Consider the following 21419-nt stretch of genomic DNA (forward strand, 5'->3'; position numbering starts at 1 on the left):
TGTCCTCCGCGTCCTCTGTGGTGAACAAATGCATAACCGCAAAACAACTACTTAGTATGCTGCTTCACATACTCCGATGGCAGACAACCGACATACTTCTTGAAACTGGTAGAGAAATAAGAAGAAGATCCGAACCCTACCATTCCGCTAATCTCCGAAATGGAGTAGCGCCCTTCAAGCAACAATTTACACGCTTTATTAAAACGGATGCGCCGGATAAAGTTGGCAGGCGGTTCACCGGATATGGAATTCATCTTGAGATACAGTGACGAACGACTCATACAAAGCTGGCTTGCCAACTCATCAGAGGTGAAGTCTTCATTACTGATATTTTCTTCTACCACCTGAATAGCTTTGCTCATGAATTCCTCATCCAGATTATTCGAAGTCATTTTAGCAGTATCTATATCAATCGTATTCGAATAATAGTGTTTCAACCGCTGGCGTGATTTCAGTTGATTAGCTATTTTTCCTTTCAATAAATGAATCGAGAACGGTTTGGCAATGTAATCATCCGCCCCAGCCTGAATGCCTTCCGTCTGTGCATCGACACTTCCTTTGGCAGACAACAGCAGGACGGGAATGTGGCAGGTTTGCAGATTTCGTTTAATAAGCTGGCAAAGTTTGATACCGTCAATACCCGGCATCATTACATCGGAAAGGACAATATCCACACGGTGCTCTTTCATAATAGCCAATGCTTCTTCGCCGTTTCCGGCGGTCAGCGTCACATAGTTCTGCCGGAAATTATCTTTCAGGTAATCCACCATCTCTTTATTGTCATCTACCAACAAGATAGTAGGACGCTCTTCCTCACTGCCGGCTTCTATCTGATCACCGTCCGATAGTTCTTCTGCAACTATAGCAGACGCATCACCAGAGAAATATTCATCAGCCACCGGAAGCTCCCGGAGAGAAGCAGATGTTTCGACTTCATGTGCCGGCAATTCACGTTCTTTCTCCGTGAAGGCAGCCATATCAGCAGGTAGCGTGACTTTAAATTCGGTATATTGAGCAGGTTCGCTTGCTACCGTAATAGTGCCGTGATGCTTTTCTACAAGCATCTTCACCAATGACAGCCCGATACCCGTCCCCTTTCGCTGACCGTCTACCTGATAGAAACGTTCGAAAATGCGGGTTAGCTGTTCCGGAGACATACCGATTCCGCTATCTCTTACCGTGAAACCATAGGTATCTCCCTCTGTCCATAAGGAAAGCGAAATACTTCCGCCGTCCGGTGTAAACTTAAAGGCGTTAGACAACAGGTTCATCAAGATAGTCTCTACATACGTCCGGTCCGCCGGAAACAATCGTCCTTCCAGATCGGATTTTATATGAAAGCTGATAGCACGCTTCTGCGCATTTTCTTTAAACAGGGCAAAAGCATCTTGCAACAGTCCTTCTACATTCACCTGCGCAACATGAATGGGCATTGCACCTGCTTCGGCTTTACGGAAATCCAGCAACTGGTTGACAATGTGCAACAACTTACGACCGTTCTTATAAACGTAATCCAGTTTCTGCTGTACCGGAGTACCTTTCAGATTGCTCTGTCCTAGAAGTTCCTCCAACGGAGCCAATATCAGACTCAACGGAGTACGCAACTCATGAGACATATTCATGTAAAAACGTACTTTCTCCTGACTGATTTCTTCTATCTTGTTTCGTTCTATCTGTTCGATCCGGACTTGCATCTTCATTTTGGCACGGGCAATAAAGAAATAGATCACAAAGACGAGAAGCCCTACAGAAAAGAAGATGAAAAGTGTCTTTGCCCACCAGGTCTGATACCACATCGGAATGATATGCACAAAAAATTCAGTGGTCGCCTCGCTCCACTTTCCATTGTTGTTACATGCCTTCACCTTAAACACATACTCACCGGGCGGGAGATTGGAATAACTTGCCCGTGCAAAGGAAACATGACGGGAGTAGTTCCACTCGGTTTCAAAGCCTTCCAATTTGTAAACGAACTGGTTCCGCTTGCCAGCCAAATAGTTGATAACGGCAAACCGGATATTAAAAAGTTTCTGATCGGAAGGGAACGACATACCCAGCATCCGCCCTTGCTCGTCCTGATAATAACGTACCCGTTCACTTTTCATATCCGTAATCACCTGATTTAAGACAACGGCTCCTGTTACTACCGCATCCGGGGAATATGGATTATCACCCAATTCGTATGGCTTGAAATAGGCAACGCCCCCAAGAGACCCCAGGAAGAATGTACCATCGTGCGCTTTGCAAGCTCCGAAATAGTTAAACTGATCGTGAGGCAGTCCGTCCTGCTTCGTATAGTTGAGGAAAGTACCCTCCTCCGTATTGAAGCAAGCCAGTCCCTTGTTAGTTGTCAACCATAAACGCCCCCGTTCATCTTCCAGTATATTATAAATAAAGTCGTTCGGCAAACCGTCTTTCATCGTATAGTGTTTCCAGGCAGTCGGTGCTCCTTCCTTATAGCAATATAATCCTGTGGAAGAACCGATCCAGATTTCATGACGGCTATCCTCCTGTACACAGAAAGCCTGTATCAACCCATGCAGATAAGCCGAAGAAGAAAGATGCAGTTCTTCCAGTTTACCGCCGGCATACAAAAACAGGCTCTCTTCCGTACCAATCCAGATTCTTCCTTTTGAATCGCGAAACAAGGTATATATCAATACGTTCTCCAACTTTTTATGCTTTTTAGCCAACGGATGCTGTGAAAGTTCGCCGGTCTGTTTGTTGAAAAGGTAAAGCCCGCTCATGCCGCCTACCCAAAGCGTTCCATCCGTTCCGTCTAATAAGGAGTAACAACTGTTAGTCAGGGAAGTAGAATGGGGAAAGGAATATGTTTCTATCCTGCCACTCCGGTGATGCAGACGACTCATTCCCCCTCCATGAGTGCCAATATAGACACTTCCATCCTTGTCCGTCCATATACATTTTATATTGTCCGACTTTAAAGCATTGGCGGAAGTACCCGTCCGGTAATATGAAAAGACTCCGGTTTTCCGGTTATAATAATTTAATCCTCCGTCGTTTGTGCCGATCCAGAGATTGCCATTATCCGGGTCTTCGGCAATACAGCTCACCGTGTTATCACTTAACGAATTCCGCCAGGCGGAATGTTGCAAGCGTCCGAATGCCGGAGCAAGGGGATGATAATAATTAAGCCCGCCATAAAACGTACCGATCCACATTCCCCCTTGATTGTCTTTCAAGATAGAGCGGATGGAATTATGCCCCAAGGTAGTCGGATCTTCAGGAGAAAAACGACAGATACGGAAAGTTCCCGTCTCCGGTTCAAGGATAAGCAAACCTTCCATGGTTCCTATCCAAACCCTTCCTTTATCATCTCCGGACAATGTCCTGACCGAGTTCGTAAGGAAATAAGCAGGAGTATTTTGCTTGTTATAATGATGTTTTATCTGAAAGTTGTTATCCACACAATACACCCCGTTTGTCAATGAAGCCAGCCAACAGTTGCCGGTTTTGTCGTCATAGAGCATATCGGAGATGGTTTCTCCTTTCAATTGGAGAAGAAGCCGGGTCACGTTTTCGTTGCGTACATAATAGAAATAGACACCTTCCGAAGTTCCCAACAGGAAACCGTCATTCATCCGGCAAACAGAATAGATCGTTTTTCCGGCAAGTTCCGGCTGCACTTTCATCCGCCCGGTCTTTTTATCAAAAATCACCAGACCGATATTGGTAGCAAGCAAAAGCCGGTCGCCTTCCTCCGGTTCTCCGATAGCCAATACTTGCATCGGCTGATTGTCCGGTGAAGAATAATTGGTGAAATTATTCCCTACTATATTATAACGGGATAAACCGACCTGTGTGCCTACCCATACCGTACCTTTCGAATCGGTATGAAGTGAATAGACATGATTGTTTGCCAGACTGGTCGTATCATCCGGCGCTTTATAATACGAAACGAAACGGGAACCTTCATACCAGTTCAGTCCGTCTATGGTGCCTACCCAAAGCTTATTATTATGATCTTGTGTCAGAGCGAGCACAGTATTTTGCGACAACCCGTCATCCACGGATAATCGCTTAAAATGAATGAAGCTGTCGGCGGCCGATACAGCCAAAGGAAAAAATAAAATGCAAACGGTTAATCCGAATAGGTATCTAAATAGCAAATGTCGGTCTTTCATGAGCTAATATTGAAGAATTTATCGTAAAGATAAGTATTTTCAATTCAATCTGATAAATGAATCCCGTTTTTTAACTCATATAAAGGACCGGTATCGGCTCAAAACAGGGTAACCGCGCCAAAGTCCGACAGTTACGAATTCATATTTTAGACGCGGTTGCCCTGAATTTTATTTTTTTACGGTTTCTCTTCAAGTTAGTAAGACGGATTTTCTGATTTTTCTTTCAGATCTTTATAACGCTTCAAGGCTTCCAGATAATAATAATCAGCATAATTGAGCGGAGTATCAATTTCACTGTCGTGCGGGAAACTGCCAACCGAATGTAACAGGATGAAGCCATGATTTTCTCCTTCCTGGGCCAAATAATCATCAGAGGATAACTGTTTCAGGATATGCTCCGCATAACGGAAATATTCTTCCCCTTGTTTCTTGTCGCCATAACCACTCAACTCCAGCAATGCAGAAGCTGTTACGGCAGCTGCAGAAGCATCCCGCGGTTCATTCGGAATATTGGGAGCATCATAATCCCAATAAGGTACATAGTCATTTTCGGACGGACGGTGATCAATAATGAACCGCGCTATTTTATGAGCGGCATCCAGATAGTTCTGCTGCTTAGTGAAGCGATAACACATGGTATAACCATACACTCCCCAAGCCTGTCCACGCGCCCAAGCGGAAGAATCGGCATATCCCTGAAAGGTTCCTTTCGACTCTACCTCACCGCTATCTGCCAAATAGCTCACCACATGGTAGGAGGTCATGTCCTCCCGGAAGTGATTCTTCAACGTTTTGTCAGCATGAGAGATGGCTATTTCACGATATTTCGGATTATTGGTTTGCTCCGAAGCCCAGAACAGCATTTCAAGATTCATCATATTATCAATAATCACCGGATAACTCCAATCGCCGAAATCCCACGAACGAATCAGTCCGACTTCCGGACGAAAACGGGAGCACAAGCTTTCTGAAGAATGAATCAGAATCAAACTGTCCGTTGGCTCCGGTTTCAAACGGATGCCCTGCCCATAACTGCAAAACATCATAAAACCCAAATCGTGATTACCTGTATAATATTGCATATCCTGCAGACGGTCCGTATATTTACGCGCCTCTTTTGCGAGAGCCTCATCACCAGTCAACTCGTATGCCAGCCACATGGAACCGGGATAGAAACCACTCGTCCAATCTGTGGGGTGCTCCAGTCTGTACTTTCCTTCTTTAATAGAACGGGGAAAACAGGCGGTATCCGGTTCATTCTTCAATTGTTCTGCCATATAGAGCAACTGATGTCCAGATGTTTTCACTGCATGGTCAAACCATGCCATCTCATTTCCTTTTGAAGCATCGCAAGCAGTCAGGAGAGCCATACTCCCTACCGCCAGTAAAAGTTTGTTTTTCATTGTTCCACTTTATTTTGTTACTGTATTCTATTACTGGCAACAAAGTTAGAGCAAGTCGCGGACAGCCCCCTTTGCAAATCTATTTTTTCATTTTCGTTTCTATTTCTACGGACTTTGATTTTGTCCAAAAGTGCTTTGTTTTTATCTTTTATAGAAAAACAGGCACGGATTTTACCAAATAAGCTGTTGTCAGACATAACCAAACAACTATGCAGCCTTTTGCAAAATCCGTGCCTCCACCAAAAAGTACGCGCTCTTCTATCTCACAATATCTTCCGGAAATTTAGCCGGCATCTCCACCCTCTTCCAGGTTTCATAATACCAGGTGTTCAACTCATTTCCATTCAAATCATTCTTAATAAAATATTTTAGATGGAGATAATCATTGTCTTTAATCTCAAATTCCAAAATATTGTCCTGATTGTCCAGCATCGGGAGATGAATGTTCTTCTCGATACTTTCCTTATAAGAATCGTCCGTGAGTTGTTTATAAGTACCATATCCAGTAATAATCGCATCCGCACCGGGAATAATGGTAAAGTTGACGATTTGTCCGTCATCACTCAATACTTTAAATGTATTACTGGGTTTCAACGCTCCCGGAACATCGGGAGACTCGGATACATAATGGCAGAGCTGCCAAATACCTTTCAAATCGGCCGCTTTGAATTTGGTTTTCTTCTGGGCCGTCGCACCTGTTACCGCTAACAACATTATTGAAAGCATGGTAAAGAAATAGAGCTTTTTCATTGTTGTATTATTTTAGTTAACACTCTCGAATGCGTATTTCCAAATATAAAGATTTATTTTGAGAATACAGCAATTCAGAGCATAAAAAAACTCGCATAACTTGAAGATTATGCGAGTTTTACATAAATATACCGAAATATTAGAAATCAGCATTTCTTGGTGTACGCGGGAACGGTATCACGTCACGGATATTCGCCATACCTGTTACAAACAATAACAGACGTTCGAACCCTAATCCGAAACCAGAGTGAGGACAAGTACCGAACTTACGGGTATCCAGATACCACCACATATCCTTCATCGGGATATGCATTTCTTCAATACGGGTCATCAGCTTGTTATAGTCGGCTTCACGTTCGGAACCACCGATAATTTCACCAATTTTCGGGAAAAGAACGTCCATGGCACGTACTGTCTTACCGTCTTCGTTCTGCTTCATATAGAAGGCCTTGATTTCCTTCGGATAGTCAGTCAGAATCACCGGACGTTTGAAGTGTTCTTCCACTAAGAAACGTTCGTGTTCGGAAGCCAGGTCCACGCCCCAGTAAACCGGGAATTCAAACTTATGTCCTTTTGCAACAGCTTCTTCAAGAATCTTGATACCATCTGTATAAGGCAAACGTACGAAATCATCTTTCAATACACCTTGCAGACGTTCAATCAAGCCTTTGTCGAACATATCGTTCAGGAACTTCACATCATCCGCACAGTTATCCAACGCCCATTTCACACAATATTTGATGAACTCTTCTGCCAAGTCCATGTTGTCTGTAATGTCGTTGAAAGCCACTTCCGGCTCAATCATCCAGAACTCTGCCAAGTGGCGGGGAGTGTTGGAGTTTTCGGCACGGAACGTAGGACCGAATGTGTAGATAGATCCCAAAGCAGTAGCTGCCAACTCACCTTCCAGCTGACCGGAAACAGTCAGACTTGCCTGCTTACCGAAGAAATCATCTTCATAAGAGATAGAACCTCTCTCGTCTTTCTTCAAGTCATACAGGTTCATGGTAGTCACCTGGAACATCTGTCCGGCACCTTCACAATCGGAAGCCGTAATGATCGGCGTATGGAAATAGAAGAAGCCCTTTTCATGGAAGAACTTGTGAATAGCAATCGCCATGTTGTGACGGATGCGGAACACTGCACCGAATGTATTGGTACGCGGACGCAAGTGAGCAATCTCGCGCAAGAATTCCATAGAGTGGCCTTTCTTCTGTAATGGATATGTATTATCGCAAGTACCCAGCACTTCGATTTCACGAGCCTGAACTTCCACTTTCTGTCCGGAACCTACTGATTCTACCATTTCTCCGTTCACGCTGATACAAGCGCCGGTAGTAATCAGTTTCAGCATCTCTTCATCGAAATTAGCCAAATCTACTACGATCTGCAAATTATTTATTGTAGAACCGTCATTCAGTGCGATAAAGTTTACTTGTTTGCTACCTCTACGGGTGCGAACCCATCCTTTCACATTGACCATAGCGCCAATATCTGTGCGCTTCAACAGGTCAACAATTTTTGTTCTACCAATCTTTTCCATTTAACTTTTTCTTTTTAGATACAAGAAGACGAGGTTTCAAATGCAGGATGAATTCTTTCCTGCTTTCTTTCCCCGTCCTCTGTCAAGTTGTTATTTATTGACTTATTACTCAAACGAACCCATGCGGAGGTAGTTTACTTCTGCTTCCGACAGGTAACGCCAGTCTCCGCGACGCAGACCTTTTTTGGTCAGTCCGGCGAAGAATACACGGTCGAGTTTTACTACTTTATAACCCAGTGATTCGAAAATACGGCGAACGATACGGTTCTTACCGGAGTGAATTTCGATACCTACCTGGTCTTTCTTGAAATCATCTGTATAGCTGATCGCATCTGCATGGATTTCGCCATCTTCCAACTGGATACCAGCTGCAATCTGTTCCATATCTGCTTTAGTCAGATTCTTGTCCAGATGAACATGATAAATTTTCTTCTTCAGGAATTTCGGGTGTGTCAGCTTGGAAGCCAGATCACCGTCATTCGTCAGTAACAGTACACCAGTCGTGTTACGGTCCAGACGTCCTACCGGATAAATACGTTCGTTGCAAGCGCCTTTCACCAAATCCATTACTGTACGGCGTTCCTGCGGATCATCCGATGTAGTAACGGTATCTTTCGGTTTATTCAGCAATACGTATACCTTGCGTTCGATGCTTACCGGTTCGTCGTGGAACTTAACCACATCCGAACGTTTGATCTTCGTACCCAATTCCGTTACCACTTCACCGTTTACAGAAACCACACCTGCTGTGATAAATTCATCAGCCTCACGACGGGAGCAAACACCTGCGTTAGCCAGGAACTTATTCAGACGAATCGGTTCATTCGGATCAACGAACTGTTCCTTGTACTCGATCTGTTTCTTTACGCTATACTTAGCGTTCGGATCATAATCGCCGGTACGCGGACGAGGACGATATCCTCCTTGACGGTCGTTATTATATCTCGGACGATAACCTCCACCGCCGTTATTGCTGCGATAGCCGCCACCTTCGCCGTTATTGAAACGGGGACGATACGGACGGTCACCACCTTCACGGTTGTAAGAAGGACGTTGAGGACGGTCGCCACCTTCGCCGTTATTAAAGCGGGGACGGTAAGGACGGTCGCCACCTTCACGGTTGTAGGAAGGACGTTGAGGACGATCGCCATAAGACGGACGCTCACCACCTTCGCCGCTATTGAAGCGGGGACGGTAAGGACGGTCACCACCTTCACGGTTGTAAGAAGGACGTTGAGGACGGTCATAAGAACCACCTTCGCGGTTGTAAGGACGTTGCGGGCGTTCACCTCCTTCATTATTGTTATTGAAGCGAGGACGATACGGACGATCTCCACCTTCACGATTGTAAGAAGGACGTTGGGGACGGTCGCCATAAGAGCGGTCACCGTACGAACGCTGCGGGCGTTCGCCTCCTTCATTATTGGCATTAAATCGCGGGCGATACGGACGATCCCCGCCTTCACGGTTGTAAGAAGGGCGATACGGACGTTCTCCACCTTCTCTGTTGTAAGACCTGTTACCATCACGGCCGGCACCTGTATTCTCTTCATTGAAAGAATTTTCGCGCCATTCTTCGTTTTCTGTGCTCATTTTTTTATTCGAATAAAATTAGACTTTGGCCTCACGGCCTATTTAAAAAACACGTTTATTATATAAGTAAACAATTAAAGCCCCGTATATGTATGGGGAGTGATTGCTCTTAACTCTTTTTTAATATCTTCGCTTACATTCAATTCTTCGATAAACTCTTTAATAGAACTTTCTGTAATAGCTTGGTTGGTGCGGGTTAACGCTTTCAAAGCTTCATACGGATGCGGATAAGCCTCACGGCGCAGGATGGTCTGAATAGCTTCTGCCACTACACTCCAACAATTATCCAAATCACGATAAATAGCCGGTTCGTTCAATAACAGTTTGCGCAATCCCTTCAAAGAGCTCTGGATGGCAATCACGATATGACCGAAAGGTACACCGACATTACGCAACACTGTTGAGTCTGTCAAGTCACGCTGCAAACGGGAAACAGGAAGCTTCACTGCCAAATGTTCCAGAATAGACGTTGCTATGCCCAAGTTACCTTCTGCATTTTCAAAGTCAATCGGGTTCACTTTATGCGGCATGGCGCTCGAACCTACTTCTCCGGCTTTGATCTTCTGCTTGAAGTACTCCATAGAGATGTACTGCCAGAAGTCACGATTCATATCCACCATGATGGTATTGATACGCTTCATAGCATCAAAAACAGCAGAGAGGTTATCATAGTTCGAAATCTGCGTTGTATATTCTTCGCGTTCCAGTCCCAGTTTTTCTGCAACAAACCGATTGCCGAATTGTTTCCAGTCATATTGAGGATAAGCCACGTGATGCGCATTGTAGTTTCCGGTAGCACCGCCAAACTTAGCGGTAAGCGGACATGCTTTCAACATAGCCAACTGACGTTCGAGACGGTAAACAAATACCATCACTTCTTTACCCAGACGGGTAGGAGAAGCCGGCTGACCGTGAGTTTTGGCAAGCATCGGAATGTTGGCCCATTCTGTCGCATAGGTTTTCAACTGTGCAATCAGCTCTTCAATCAACGGGTAATAAACCTGATCCAATGCCTCTTTGATAGAAAGAGGAACAGACGTATTGTTAATATCCTGAGAAGTCAGTCCGAAGTGGATAAACTCTTTATAATCATCCATTCCGCCCATCTTGTCAAACTCTTCTTTCAGGAAGTATTCTACGGCTTTCACATCGTGGTTAGTTACACTTTCGATATCTTTAATGCGTTGTGCGTCTGCTTCGGAGAAGTTACGGTAGATATTCCGTAAAGTTTCAAACACGCTACTATCGATTCCTTTCAATTGCGGCAAAGGAAGTTCGCACAAGGTGATAAAATACTCCACCTCTACCTGTACACGGTATTTAATCAGTGCAAATTCAGAGAAATAAGCTGCCAAAGCTTTAGTTTTGCCTCTATATCGACCATCAATCGGGGATATGGCCGTTAATACATCAAGTTCCATACGTTTTCTTAGATAATTATCAGACTGCAAAATTAACTCTTTTTCCTGAGTTATAAGATAAAAGGAGAAAGAAAGTTTGTATAAAAGAGGTAAGAAATAAAAAAAGTCTCACGAATTTCTTCGTAAGACTTCCTTTTTTGTGTGGGCGTTGACGGATTCGAACCGCCGACCCTCTGCTTGTAAGGCAGATGCTCTGCTTCGGCTTCGAAGGCTAACGCCTTCAAAGCTACCAGCCAGCTAAACGCCCTTTTCGCAGTTTTTATACGATAGTCTTACGACCTCTTTTTGCCACTGGTTTACATATTGGTTTACACCGCCATGCAATCAAGATAGATTAATACTAAAATTTATCGTTAATTACTATATGCAAAGATAACTCTATTTCTCCGTGTTTGCACATAGAAATCAATAAAAAAACAGCAAATGAATTTCTTCAAATGCTGTTCTTTCTATGCACGATAGGATGATTTACCTTTTTATCATCTCATAGTTTTCTTCTGAATTCTCATCTGTAGCAGTAATATGTAACTCTGTCTTAGTCAGTTTAGTTATCGTTATCGACTTACCCGCTAACCAACCAGAATCTCTCAAAATAAGCTTATTACCATTAATAGAACTTGCAAAATAATAAGTATGGCTACCGTCACTATATCCTCCATTGCCGTCTGTATCTTCAAAGAAGATATATTCTCCAGAGACATCCTCTGTCCAATTCTCCTTTTGATTATTGTCATCATACTCCCAACCATAACATTTAATCATATCCCAAGTACCTTGAAGATTAGCCAAAGAAATTTCGACTGAATTTTCTTCTTCATCATCGTCGCTACAAGAAGTAAAACCTGCACATAAAGCAATAACCAATAAAGTTGCAAAAAATCTAAATGTTTTCATATTCTGTAAATAATCTTTTCGTTAATAATTTAATTTGTAGTATAAGCTGCTCAAAAAATGAGTTGGCTACTTAAAAGATAGTAGCAAAAGTTGTTTCTTAATGTCTGATTCGTAGTTATATATCGTTTTATCTACCCTGTTCCCTTTGGATAGTATTATACAATGAGAAAAGCGTGGGAACTTGAATATCACAGTTCAGAGGTATCGCCAAACACCCACAACTCAATGATAAACAAGCCCACGCCAAACGATATATAGACTATCTTAACAAGATAGGTATATAACATTGACGTGAGCGTTCTTGCTTATCACCTTGAGTTGTTCATTAAATTGGCGATTTTCTGAACAAGGTAATATCTTAAACGCTCTTCGTTAACTAATATGTCCTTTCAGCCCCAACACATTAGGTATCTGAAATTGCCACAAAGTTACGAAAAGCGTTTGTAATAGCAAGAACTATTGTTTATTAAAAGTTGAGAGCTGTCTCTTCTTAGTAAATCCAAGTAGGTAGAAAATTTGTGATTGCCTATATAAGAGCAAAATCTTAAAATTTTCTACCCAACTGATAATTTATACCTATGGCTTTATAAACTGATTTTTTATCCGTTGAACGGTGGAAATACCAATACTTTGTAGCTTAGCTATATTTCTGATTGAATAGCCTTTTCTTAATAAAGCAATGACTTCTTTATATTCTTCTTTCTTCTTATCATCCGTTTTGGTTGAACCTGTCTTTCTGCCAAGTTTACCACCTTTGGCAATATAATTTGCCCTACCACTATTCAAACGGTATTGGATATTACTTCTTTCGATATTTGCCATTTCCGCAAGTACTGTCACCATGATAGATGCTATTGGATTAACTTCTCCATTTGCTTGCAAAGTATATAAGCCCAAGTTCTGTATGTAAACCGATACTTTCGATTCATGCAATATATCTAAAGAGCGAAGAACCTGTAATGTACTTCTTCCTAGTCTTGACAATTCAGACAAAAGTAGAATATCCACAGATTCACGTTTACAGTATTTCAAACATTCTCCTAAAATCTGTCTTTCCTCTATTTTCTTTGCACCTGAAATATGCTCCTGGAATATGTTTACTATTTCTATATCTTGTGAGATAGCATATTTCTTTAAATCCTCTATTTGTCTGCTCGTGTCCTTGTCTGTCATTACTTGAAGAAACACGAGCGTATATTACGGCTGTTTTCATTTTATTCTTTGATTAAATTGATAACATGAAAGAATGTGTTCAAACCACCTTTGCAGATTTATTTGAACACATTCCTGTTTTGAACACTAACGAGGTTTATTCGCTTCCTCAATATCCCATAAGCCAACTAAAAGAATAAGCAAGATTAACGGAACACAACCTGTTATAAAAGACAATACCACCCAAAAGAGCCAAACGAGTATCTTATAATAGAACATGATTCTTTGTTTTACGTAGTTAATAAAATAGGAGAATACCCATTTCTGAATATTCCCCTGTTTAATCAATCAATAAACCACTTATATTTAGTGTCTCCATGCAAAGCGGCATTTATTCCCGTTGCTATTTCGGTTGCATTTACCGCTCTATCCAAGAATGAATCTATATAACTGCTCTTATTTGCTCCAGTCAATAAATTGTACAATTTCCACATACTAATATCATTCCCCAAGCTCCCAAAGTTCTTATCATTGATATATGCTTTTGCAACTGTATTTATCTGCGAATCAGTGATAAGCATTTTAGGAATATCTTTCTGATAACCTTGTGGTAATGATTGATGAAGTCTCATCTTCCCAAGTAGTTGGCAAAATTGATGTTCTGTGAGATATGAGTTACCAAGTGTTTGCATTAAATGTAGATGTTTTGCAGGTTGGTAACTCTGAAACATTTCCAATACTGCCCGATATAAATCCCTTGTATTAGTAACTTCCAAGCAACTAAGAAAACCGTCTGTTGACACACACAAGTTTGTGCATACTTTACAAATAAAGCCAATAAACACTTTAAAGCGTTCTGCTCCTTTCTTTGAATAAAGATTAGTGTGATTATAAGCACGAACACCACCAATAGTTAATATTAACTTATTCCCGTTCACCGTTTCGTAAATCGTAGGAATCTGAATAATAAAAGCACATCTTTCGTAGTAGATAGTCTTATCACTTTCAAGAAGTTGATTAGCGGGTTTGTGTATTGCTTCGGGTATTCTCCCCTTGATAATGTGACTTACACGAATATCGGGCTTATCAATACTTTCACCACTGAAAAACGTATTTGCAGCGTCATAAACAGTATCAATAAATGCAGGGTGAGGAATTGTAAGCTCATTATCTTTGGCAAATACGGGTGTAATACAATCTTCTTTTAAATGTTGCATTGTTACCTCTAACGTATTGGCTTCCAAGAAATGAGGATTCTCTTTCTTTACCTGTGGTTGTTCTTCGATTATTACCGCTTCTTCTGCATATTCACCAAAGTTACTTTCCCTTCTTACCTGTGGCACATTGCCAATAATTTGTAAATTTCTCATAACGAATAAAATTTTAAATGATTTATAAATTGATTACGTGGATTGAAATATATTTCGTTTCTCTCCAACTACCCTCGGGGGGCGTAAAAGTGTACTCTTTTCACCCGTACGTAACTTTCAATTCAGTAAATCATAGGAGAAGTAAGCTGATATATATTTAAGCTCTTATTTTTATAGGTAGGGGGATTATATATAAGTACCTGTACTTTATTGCACGCATATCTTTCTACTCTCCACAAATGGAACTACTTTAGACCATTACAGAATGTGGCATAACCATACAACCAATGTTTGAAAAATGAGTATCATTCATTTTTTAGCTTCCCCAATTATTCGTAAATTTGTGTATCCCATGAAGGAAGGATTACCGTATTGTATTGAGGGCTTATTATCTCCATTTCGCAATTACTACCAATACGGTAATTTACCTTTTTCACAATCTCCCATAGATAAAGCCATGTCTGATAGATTTTATTGCAGTCGCCTATATACTAGTATTAGACGACCTTTCTCATTTTTGTAGCATAACCATAAAAAGTAGGGCAATTTGACGTCTGCCCTACCGCTTGTGGTTATGATCTTTTTTTCATATTACCTACCATGTCAGAAGTATATACCTATCAAGAATTACGTGAATTAGCCTTGAAACACGGAATCAGAGATAATAAAGTCCATATCGGTGTATGGATACAAACACAAGGCTATCAAAAACAGAGAATACAGATTAACCACATTAGAAAAACATTTTATTTAAAATCCCATGATTGAGACAAGAATCCCAATAACACCTGACACAAGTACCACCCTTACAGATGAGACAACAGAACACATTGTTAATCACAAGGTAACAATCAAAATAGACAGAGATTATTTAAGAAAGAAGTATGCAGAACTATACGAACAACTGGCAAAAATAAAGCTGCCGCCCTCTTACAAGAAGAAATAAGTCCTCCGGTATCACCGACAACGTGTAAATCATCGTTAATAAAGCAATACTTACAGCCATTAACCAACGATATATTTATTCATATTTTTCTATTGTCATATAAGTAGCATAATTAAAATAATCGTATTTTTGCAGAAAAAGATTATTATGGTAGCTACAACTATTCATTTATTTATGGCTCTTGCATTATTTCTTATCCAAAACTGGATTGGAAGTAAATCTTATTCAAGAGGATATGTAAAATTTTCCCTATTAGACGATAAAGATGAAGCTTTATCTTTTAATTTTGTTATAAAAGTTTTTGGCCCAATTGTCTATCTTATTATTATGGTTGCAATATTACAATATTTTCATTGCAATCAGTTCCTATTTAACATCATAAATGTTGTCTATTATTATATCCTAATTAGGATTATAACTATATTTTTATACGAGCGTTCAAGTATTGTAAACTGGTGGAGGATAATATTCTATTACTCGTCCATTTTAACAATATCTTCAATTATATGTAGCAAATTCATTAACTCTGTAGATAATCTATTACCTGATTTTTCTGAAATAAAAAATGAAATTTGGCTATTGATAATTATATTTTTATACCAAGTAGGAAACAGAACAGAAGAAATATTACCAAAGGAGCCGTATGAGACTTCAAGGGCTTATCTACCAGAGCTGAAACAAAGAAAGAAAAGATATATCCTAAAAAAATATTCACATTACAAGAAAGAATATTGGAATATAATAGACAAAATTTCCAATCAAAACATACAAATAAACACTACAATTATTGCCATTCTAATTTTTGAAAATTTCAATAGACCACCAATTATTAGATTTGTCGAGCGTTGTCTAATTAAAATAACAAAGAAAGAAATGACGTTAGGGATAATGCAAGTATCTTCCAATAGAGCCATAAGTGATACTCAAAGTGTTGTTATAGGAACAGAAAATCTTTGTTCTAAATTTCGAAAGAATCAAAAGGAAAGCGAAACAGCTAGATTTCGACTAATGATAAAGCATCATTGTCCAGATAGAAAATATATTCGACAAGTTTTATTTATTACCAAATGTATTATTGATAATCTAGATAATCGCTATGATTATAGTGACTTGTATAGTGAAATAGAACATGAATTTGAGCTTTATGAAACCATTTAATATTGAAAGTATGGATAATAAGAATAATAACGTTAAAAATTATATTGAACAAGGAAAAGAATTAAAGAGTGGACAAATAGCATCAAGCCATTTAATTAAAACTCTAGAAATCTACGGTTTCATTCCTGTTAAAACAGGAAGAATCATCTATAATGAAATTATAGATATCCACCCAAGAATAGATACTTTCGCTGTATATAGTAATAGAATCGTATCAGATAGCAAAGCACTACCATACTATAAAAAAATTTCATATAACCAGGAAGACATTGAATGCGACGTAAAATATGTCTATTCTCCTAATTTAAATTACGATGTAATATTAAAATGTCTTTCTTATTTAGATACTGGTAGATGCAATGGTTTCAAAACACATGACGAAGCAATTAAGTATATCAGCAGTATCATAAATAACAATATCGTTGTTTTTAAAACAGAATCGGGAGAAAACGAGCAAGTAAACACCAAATTTCATCTTGGTAATAAACATCAAGCTTTTCATATAGCACCTAAAGGTTCATTTGTTATGTATAGACAACCCCATGATAATGAACTTGGGTGTTTTTGCTTTGAATTCCAAGTTCTATGTCGATATGTAAACCATATCACAGGCAACGTTTCATACCTAATTTTAAACCCTTCTGAAATAAATATATTATGATAGTTTCGCAATTCTATTCTCTATCAGACACTTTTAAATTTGGTCAATACAAGGGCATGGCATTAAGCGATGTTATTGACTGGGATTATCAATATATTTATTGGTGCATGAACAGCATTTCCAATATGGAATTTCTAATTTATGATTCTGCAATAGAAGAATTAAAACAAGTCTATCCCCATTTTTATATATCTAATGATTTTGAAAACAAAAGAATACAAAGATTAGAGGAAGCTAGTAATATGACTACCATGTTAGAAGACAATAATGATTTCTACTACGATAGTGACTATTTTGAAAATAAAACTAATGAGAAATATAATGGCTTCTATGCACAAGATGAAATGGGATACAATGATGATGAAATAGACACTATTTTTGACGGTAATCCAGACGCTTATTGGAATATTGATTGAATAATAAAAGCCGCAGTTGAGCACATTTGTAAGTGTACTCGCTTGCGGCTATTTTTATGGTTTAAAATTAATCAATAAATCTCTTAATCAAATATCCCCTAGTTGGCTTTCCCTCGATTCGTTGAGTTCCAGCTTCCAGTTCAACCCATTCTTTTAAGTCCATAGGCTTCTTCATTCCAAATTGTTGTGCAATCGCCTTCAGTTCCTTAGAAGGCATAAATGCACCAATCGTTAATAATGTTTTTAGGCGTTGACCAATATCACTATCAGCACAAATATTCTCTTTTTTTAAAGCTTCAAGAGCAACTTTTACAGCCTTCATACTTCTTAACTTTTTCACCTGTTCCACTCCCAATTTACACAAAGCGTCTCTTATGAAAGGATATTCTTTTTCAATGCTCTGTTTTGCTTCAATATCCAAACAATATTTCATATCAGCATACAAGATAAATGTTTCCAAGAATGTAGGCTTCTTACAAACAGGCTTTATAAAGTTGTCGTCTAGTTGCACCCATTCCACTTTGGAATGTAATATACCTGCCCTCTCATATTCAGCAACTAAATCTTTCTGTGAACGATATATGCTATTCATTAACCTATAATTATAGAGCACAACTTTAGCTGCCATATCATTAACAATAAACTCATCATTTTTTTCATCATATTTGAGAAATGAGGATTTACCTAAATCTGACTTTTGTTGCTTCTTTGCTCCTATCGAAAGTCGGTTATATGCAGTAGCTCTTTCTTTAGCATATTCCAACTCTTTTTCTATCTCCTTTTTTGCCTTCCCATAATTTTCATAGTAGTCTTTTGGTCTTGTATTAAAAATATGAACAACCAAATTTCTAAACGGATTATTGGTATTTCTTATTCTCCCTGCAATTTGGGGGATATCCATATCAACGCTTAATAGAGTATGTTCATTATGAATATTACTCACGACATAACAGATACCTGTTTCAGAATAAAAATCCACTCCTTCAAACGATTTGGAAGTTATGAAATTAAATTTCTTTGGCGCATCCGTAGAACTAGATATCTGATATTCCCCTAATGTTCTACGGTTCTTGTCTTCATCAGCACAAATAATCCTGCAATCATCATTTGTAAGATGAGTATATTCTAATATTTTCTTTATTTCTGTGACACTGTTTATAAAGAAGTAAGCTTCGTATGATTTCAATTCATCTTTTTTTATATATCCCTCTCTCTGATACGCTTTAATAAGATTTGCAGTAAGCATATAAGCTCTATTGGTTTTATAAGGTAGAATCGTTAAAGGCTCTATATGTTTCCAATCAGCAATATATTCTTCCACGTCTTTTAAAGCATTCGGTTTGAAATCCATAGCAATTGGAGTAGCAGACATAAAACAATATGATTTAAACTCATTAAAATGTTCCAATACTCCTTCTACGGCTTCTTTTCTATAAGAATATATTTTCAAGAGATTATGATATTCGTCAACTAATAACCTATACTCTTTGGGGATAATAAGAGAAACTAGAGAAGGTATCTTATCATAAGTACACATTATTTTTTTCGTTCCTTCTTTAGAAAGATATTCTTTTAATCCTTTCTTTAATGTAGGAGTGAATGTACCATACAATCCGAAAAGATTTCTAACCGGACTCAATCCTGCCTTTCTATTTTCAGCCTTCCACACAATACTATTTCCGTTCTCATCTTTAGGTGGATAACACTTGTTTTCTATTAATTCAGTGGTAGGAACTACAATCACATAATTCTCACCATTTTTAAGAGCAATTGTTGTTCCGCCACAACCTGTGACTACCTTATTAAAGATACAATTATGAGGAAGGTCTTCTAAATCAAGAAAGCCGTCATGTTCTTGGATTTCTAGTTTTTTCATATCTATTATTCAGAAAAAATTGTAACGCTATCATCGACTACAAAATTAATACTTTATAAATACCTGTACTACTATTTTCCTGACTTTCCATATTTTTTATATAGCTATAATCTGCAAAAAAATGTAACGAGAAAAATCGACAAAAAATAGCATCCTCAAATAGGACATTTTTCAAACAAGGTCTATAAAAGTATTTTTCCGGTAAAAATGTCCTTCACATTATAATATTTCTTCAATCAGCAAATAACATCTTTCACCTTTGATTTTACATTCGGACACCATAAAAAAATCGCATATAGTCTTACTTGTTATGGCTTTAGGGGGATATATATTCAATAGAGCATAAATTCTCTTTATTTCTTCTTTGGTATATTTACGAGTGTATTTTTGACCAACAGTAAATGAGTTCTTTATTAAGCGAATTACCTCCGTTCCGGTTGCCTTCTCGCTGTATTGCTTCTGTATCATGGCTTCCGTGATTTTCTTCTTGGAATATTTGAGTTTTTCAATCACTTCTTTACCTACCGTATCATAAGCTTCAACAATAAATGAATCAGCCGCAATTAAATCCCGCTTGTATTCCAGTTCCATTTCAGTAACACAATCTCCCAACATCTCCAACTGGCGGACTATCTCTTTACGCTTGTCTTTAATGGATTGAGATTTATTTTCCCTCTTTAACCGCTCGCTATCACCCAACGGACAATAGTAGCCCGCATGATAAACAATAAAAGAATCACAGTTATCGTATGCTTTATATAGAGAATTTTCATCATAGAAATAATTTTTCATCAATTCCTCATCCATGTAGTTGTCTATTGCAAACCAATTCTCTCTCCCGTTCCTATCAAGCATCCTATTGAAAGGAAGACTTTCCAATGCAGCACGATAAGCATCACGGGAAGCCCTGTCTGTTGCACAATCATAAAAGTTCTTCATCGTTCGGTATATCTCCTTACTGCAAATAAGATAACCTTTTATTTCCTCTTTGCTTCTTTGGGGCAATCCTTTTTTGGTATTACTTATATAGGTAATTGACGAAACTCCATTTCTGAATCGTCCTACTATCTGAATTGCGTCTGTATATGGGTCTATCATAGTATGTTCCGCAAAATAGACATCGGTCAGCATTATAACATGAGGTTGCTCTTCCAACTCCATATCCACAGCATTGAAAAAGCGGCTTGTGAAAAAGTTGTACCGCTTCATTTTATCCTTGTTCCACTCTTCATAAACATTACAGAATCTATTCTTTTTTAGTTTATCAACACTTTTTGGAGCACAAAAAACTGCGGAATCTTCCAACAGGTCTAGTTGCTTCATCAATGAATATATAATATCGGTTGAATTGATAAACACACAAATGGGAAGTGGCGCAGCTTCTTCATTGTCTAGTTTGGATAATACAGTTTTTAATGCTTGCAGTGTATTATTCGTATGATGCAGCCAAAGTTCCTTTTTATAATCGAAGGTCGGCTGTATTTCTATCATTTTAAAATTCTGTTCCTTAAATCGAGGGTCATTCAATTCTATTGGTGTGGCAGAGACCAATGCTTTTTGGTCAAATTTAAAGAAATCATCTATCGGTAGTGTTATGTTATTCCGGTAATCCGCATCCTTCACTAGCTTATGACATTCATCAAACAGAAGAAAACAAGAACAATGCGCACTCATTTCCAGTTCTTCAAATGCGTCCTTTACTTTCTGAAAACTTTCGGGAGTAGTAAGTATCTTATAATACTTATTCTTACTCTTCTCCAAATATTTTACGATATCGTCAGTATATACACCTTCATATACTCCGAACAGATTATCATCTTTATGCTTAGGGTCATTGCACTTACCGATAATAACAGGAACATTCGATTCAATGATAATCGAGTTACGTTTTGCCGTGATTTCTCCATAGGTAGCGCCAAGTCCGGTCAACTTCTTATAAAGAATTGTATTCGTGGGAATTTCGGGAAGAACTTCGGTAAGGTATTGCACCCTACCGAGCTCATTAAGATTAATTTCTATTGTCATCTTCCTCATTAATGTCTATCACATCCATTCCTTCATTTTCGTATTCTTCCTGCTTGATTGCATCAA

Annotated in this window: 14 protein-coding genes, 1 tRNA gene and 1 pseudogene; 4 read left to right on the forward strand and 12 right to left on the reverse strand. The window is 38.9% G+C overall.

Going from position 1 to position 21419, the window contains the following annotated elements; translation table 11 throughout:
* Positions 1–47 precede the first annotated feature (47 nt).
* The 10 genes and pseudogenes from DWZ47_RS09270 to DWZ47_RS09325 all read right to left on the reverse strand — a co-directional run bounded on the left by DWZ47_RS09270 (position 48) and on the right by DWZ47_RS09325 (position 14271).
* Entirely contained in the window at positions 48–4145 is a 4098-nt protein-coding gene (locus DWZ47_RS09270; protein ID WP_117512910.1) for a hybrid sensor histidine kinase/response regulator transcription factor, read from the reverse strand.
* Between the two features lie 194 nt (positions 4146–4339).
* Positions 4340–5548 carry a glycoside hydrolase family 88 protein gene (locus tag DWZ47_RS09275; protein WP_117512912.1) on the reverse strand — a complete coding sequence of 403 codons (1209 nt, stop codon included), beginning with the start codon at positions 5546–5548 and terminating at the stop codon, positions 4340–4342.
* Between the two features lie 258 nt (positions 5549–5806).
* A complete protein-coding gene (locus DWZ47_RS09285) occupies positions 5807–6298 on the reverse strand; it encodes a DUF4488 domain-containing protein (RefSeq protein ID WP_004305582.1) in 492 nt (163 codons plus the stop codon).
* A 139-nt stretch (positions 6299–6437) separates the two neighbouring features.
* A complete protein-coding gene (gene asnS, locus DWZ47_RS09290; RefSeq protein WP_117512916.1) occupies positions 6438–7841 on the reverse strand; it encodes an asparagine--tRNA ligase in 1404 nt (467 codons plus the stop codon).
* Positions 7842–7946: 105 nt separating this feature from the next.
* Positions 7947–9434 (reverse strand): pseudouridine synthase, encoded by a 1488-nt coding sequence (locus tag DWZ47_RS09295; protein ID WP_008641865.1) that lies wholly within the window; start codon positions 9432–9434, stop codon positions 7947–7949.
* Positions 9435–9508: 74 nt separating this feature from the next.
* Positions 9509–10855, reverse strand: a complete 1347-nt coding sequence (gene purB / locus DWZ47_RS09300) for an adenylosuccinate lyase (protein WP_008020410.1) — start codon at positions 10853–10855, stop codon at positions 9509–9511.
* Positions 10856–10997: 142 nt separating this feature from the next.
* Positions 10998–11102, reverse strand: a tRNA-Val gene (locus tag DWZ47_RS09305).
* Positions 11103–11323: 221 nt separating this feature from the next.
* Positions 11324–11749: a hypothetical protein gene (locus tag DWZ47_RS09310; RefSeq protein WP_048697546.1), complete on the reverse strand. Its 426-nt coding sequence runs from the start codon at positions 11747–11749 to the stop codon at positions 11324–11326.
* 576 nt (positions 11750–12325) lie between these two features.
* Positions 12326–12962 (reverse strand): annotated as a pseudogene (locus DWZ47_RS09315) (recombinase family protein).
* 283 nt (positions 12963–13245) lie between these two features.
* Positions 13246–14271, reverse strand: a complete 1026-nt coding sequence (locus tag DWZ47_RS09325; RefSeq protein WP_117512918.1) for a DUF3871 family protein — start codon at positions 14269–14271, stop codon at positions 13246–13248.
* Between the two features lie 760 nt (positions 14272–15031).
* On the opposite strand from DWZ47_RS09325, the gene DWZ47_RS09330 reads away from it, so the two are divergent.
* The 4 genes from DWZ47_RS09330 (at position 15032) to DWZ47_RS09345 (ending at position 17452) form a co-directional block, all read left to right on the forward strand.
* The gene (locus DWZ47_RS09330) at positions 15032–15217 is read left to right on the forward strand and encodes a hypothetical protein (protein WP_049701761.1); all 186 of its coding nucleotides are present in this window, start codon (positions 15032–15034) and stop codon (positions 15215–15217) included.
* 147 nt (positions 15218–15364) lie between these two features.
* Positions 15365–16375, forward strand: coding sequence for a hypothetical protein (locus tag DWZ47_RS09335; protein ID WP_049701760.1), 1011 nt, complete (start codon positions 15365–15367; stop codon positions 16373–16375).
* The gene (locus DWZ47_RS09340) at positions 16362–17036 is read left to right on the forward strand and encodes a hypothetical protein (RefSeq protein WP_117512920.1); all 675 of its coding nucleotides are present in this window, start codon (positions 16362–16364) and stop codon (positions 17034–17036) included. The genes DWZ47_RS09335 and DWZ47_RS09340 overlap by 14 nt, the downstream gene beginning before the upstream one ends.
* Positions 17033–17452, forward strand: a complete 420-nt coding sequence (locus DWZ47_RS09345; RefSeq protein ID WP_049701758.1) for a hypothetical protein — start codon at positions 17033–17035, stop codon at positions 17450–17452. Before DWZ47_RS09340 ends, DWZ47_RS09345 begins: the two co-directional genes overlap by 4 nt.
* A gap of 67 nt (positions 17453–17519) precedes the next feature.
* Here DWZ47_RS09345 and DWZ47_RS09350 read toward each other — a convergent pair whose 3' ends face one another.
* Positions 17520–19328 carry a DEAD/DEAH box helicase family protein gene (locus DWZ47_RS09350; RefSeq protein ID WP_199488148.1) on the reverse strand — a complete coding sequence of 603 codons (1809 nt, stop codon included), beginning with the start codon at positions 19326–19328 and terminating at the stop codon, positions 17520–17522.
* 219 nt (positions 19329–19547) lie between these two features.
* Complete coding sequence (locus DWZ47_RS09355; RefSeq protein WP_117512921.1) at positions 19548–21353, reverse strand: DEAD/DEAH box helicase family protein; 1806 nt, start codon at positions 21351–21353, stop codon at positions 19548–19550.
* Positions 21354–21419: the final 66 nt, after the last annotated feature.

The organism is Bacteroides sp. AF32-8BH, assembly GCF_003435205.1.
GTDB lineage: Bacteria > Bacteroidota > Bacteroidia > Bacteroidales > Bacteroidaceae > Bacteroides > Bacteroides ovatus.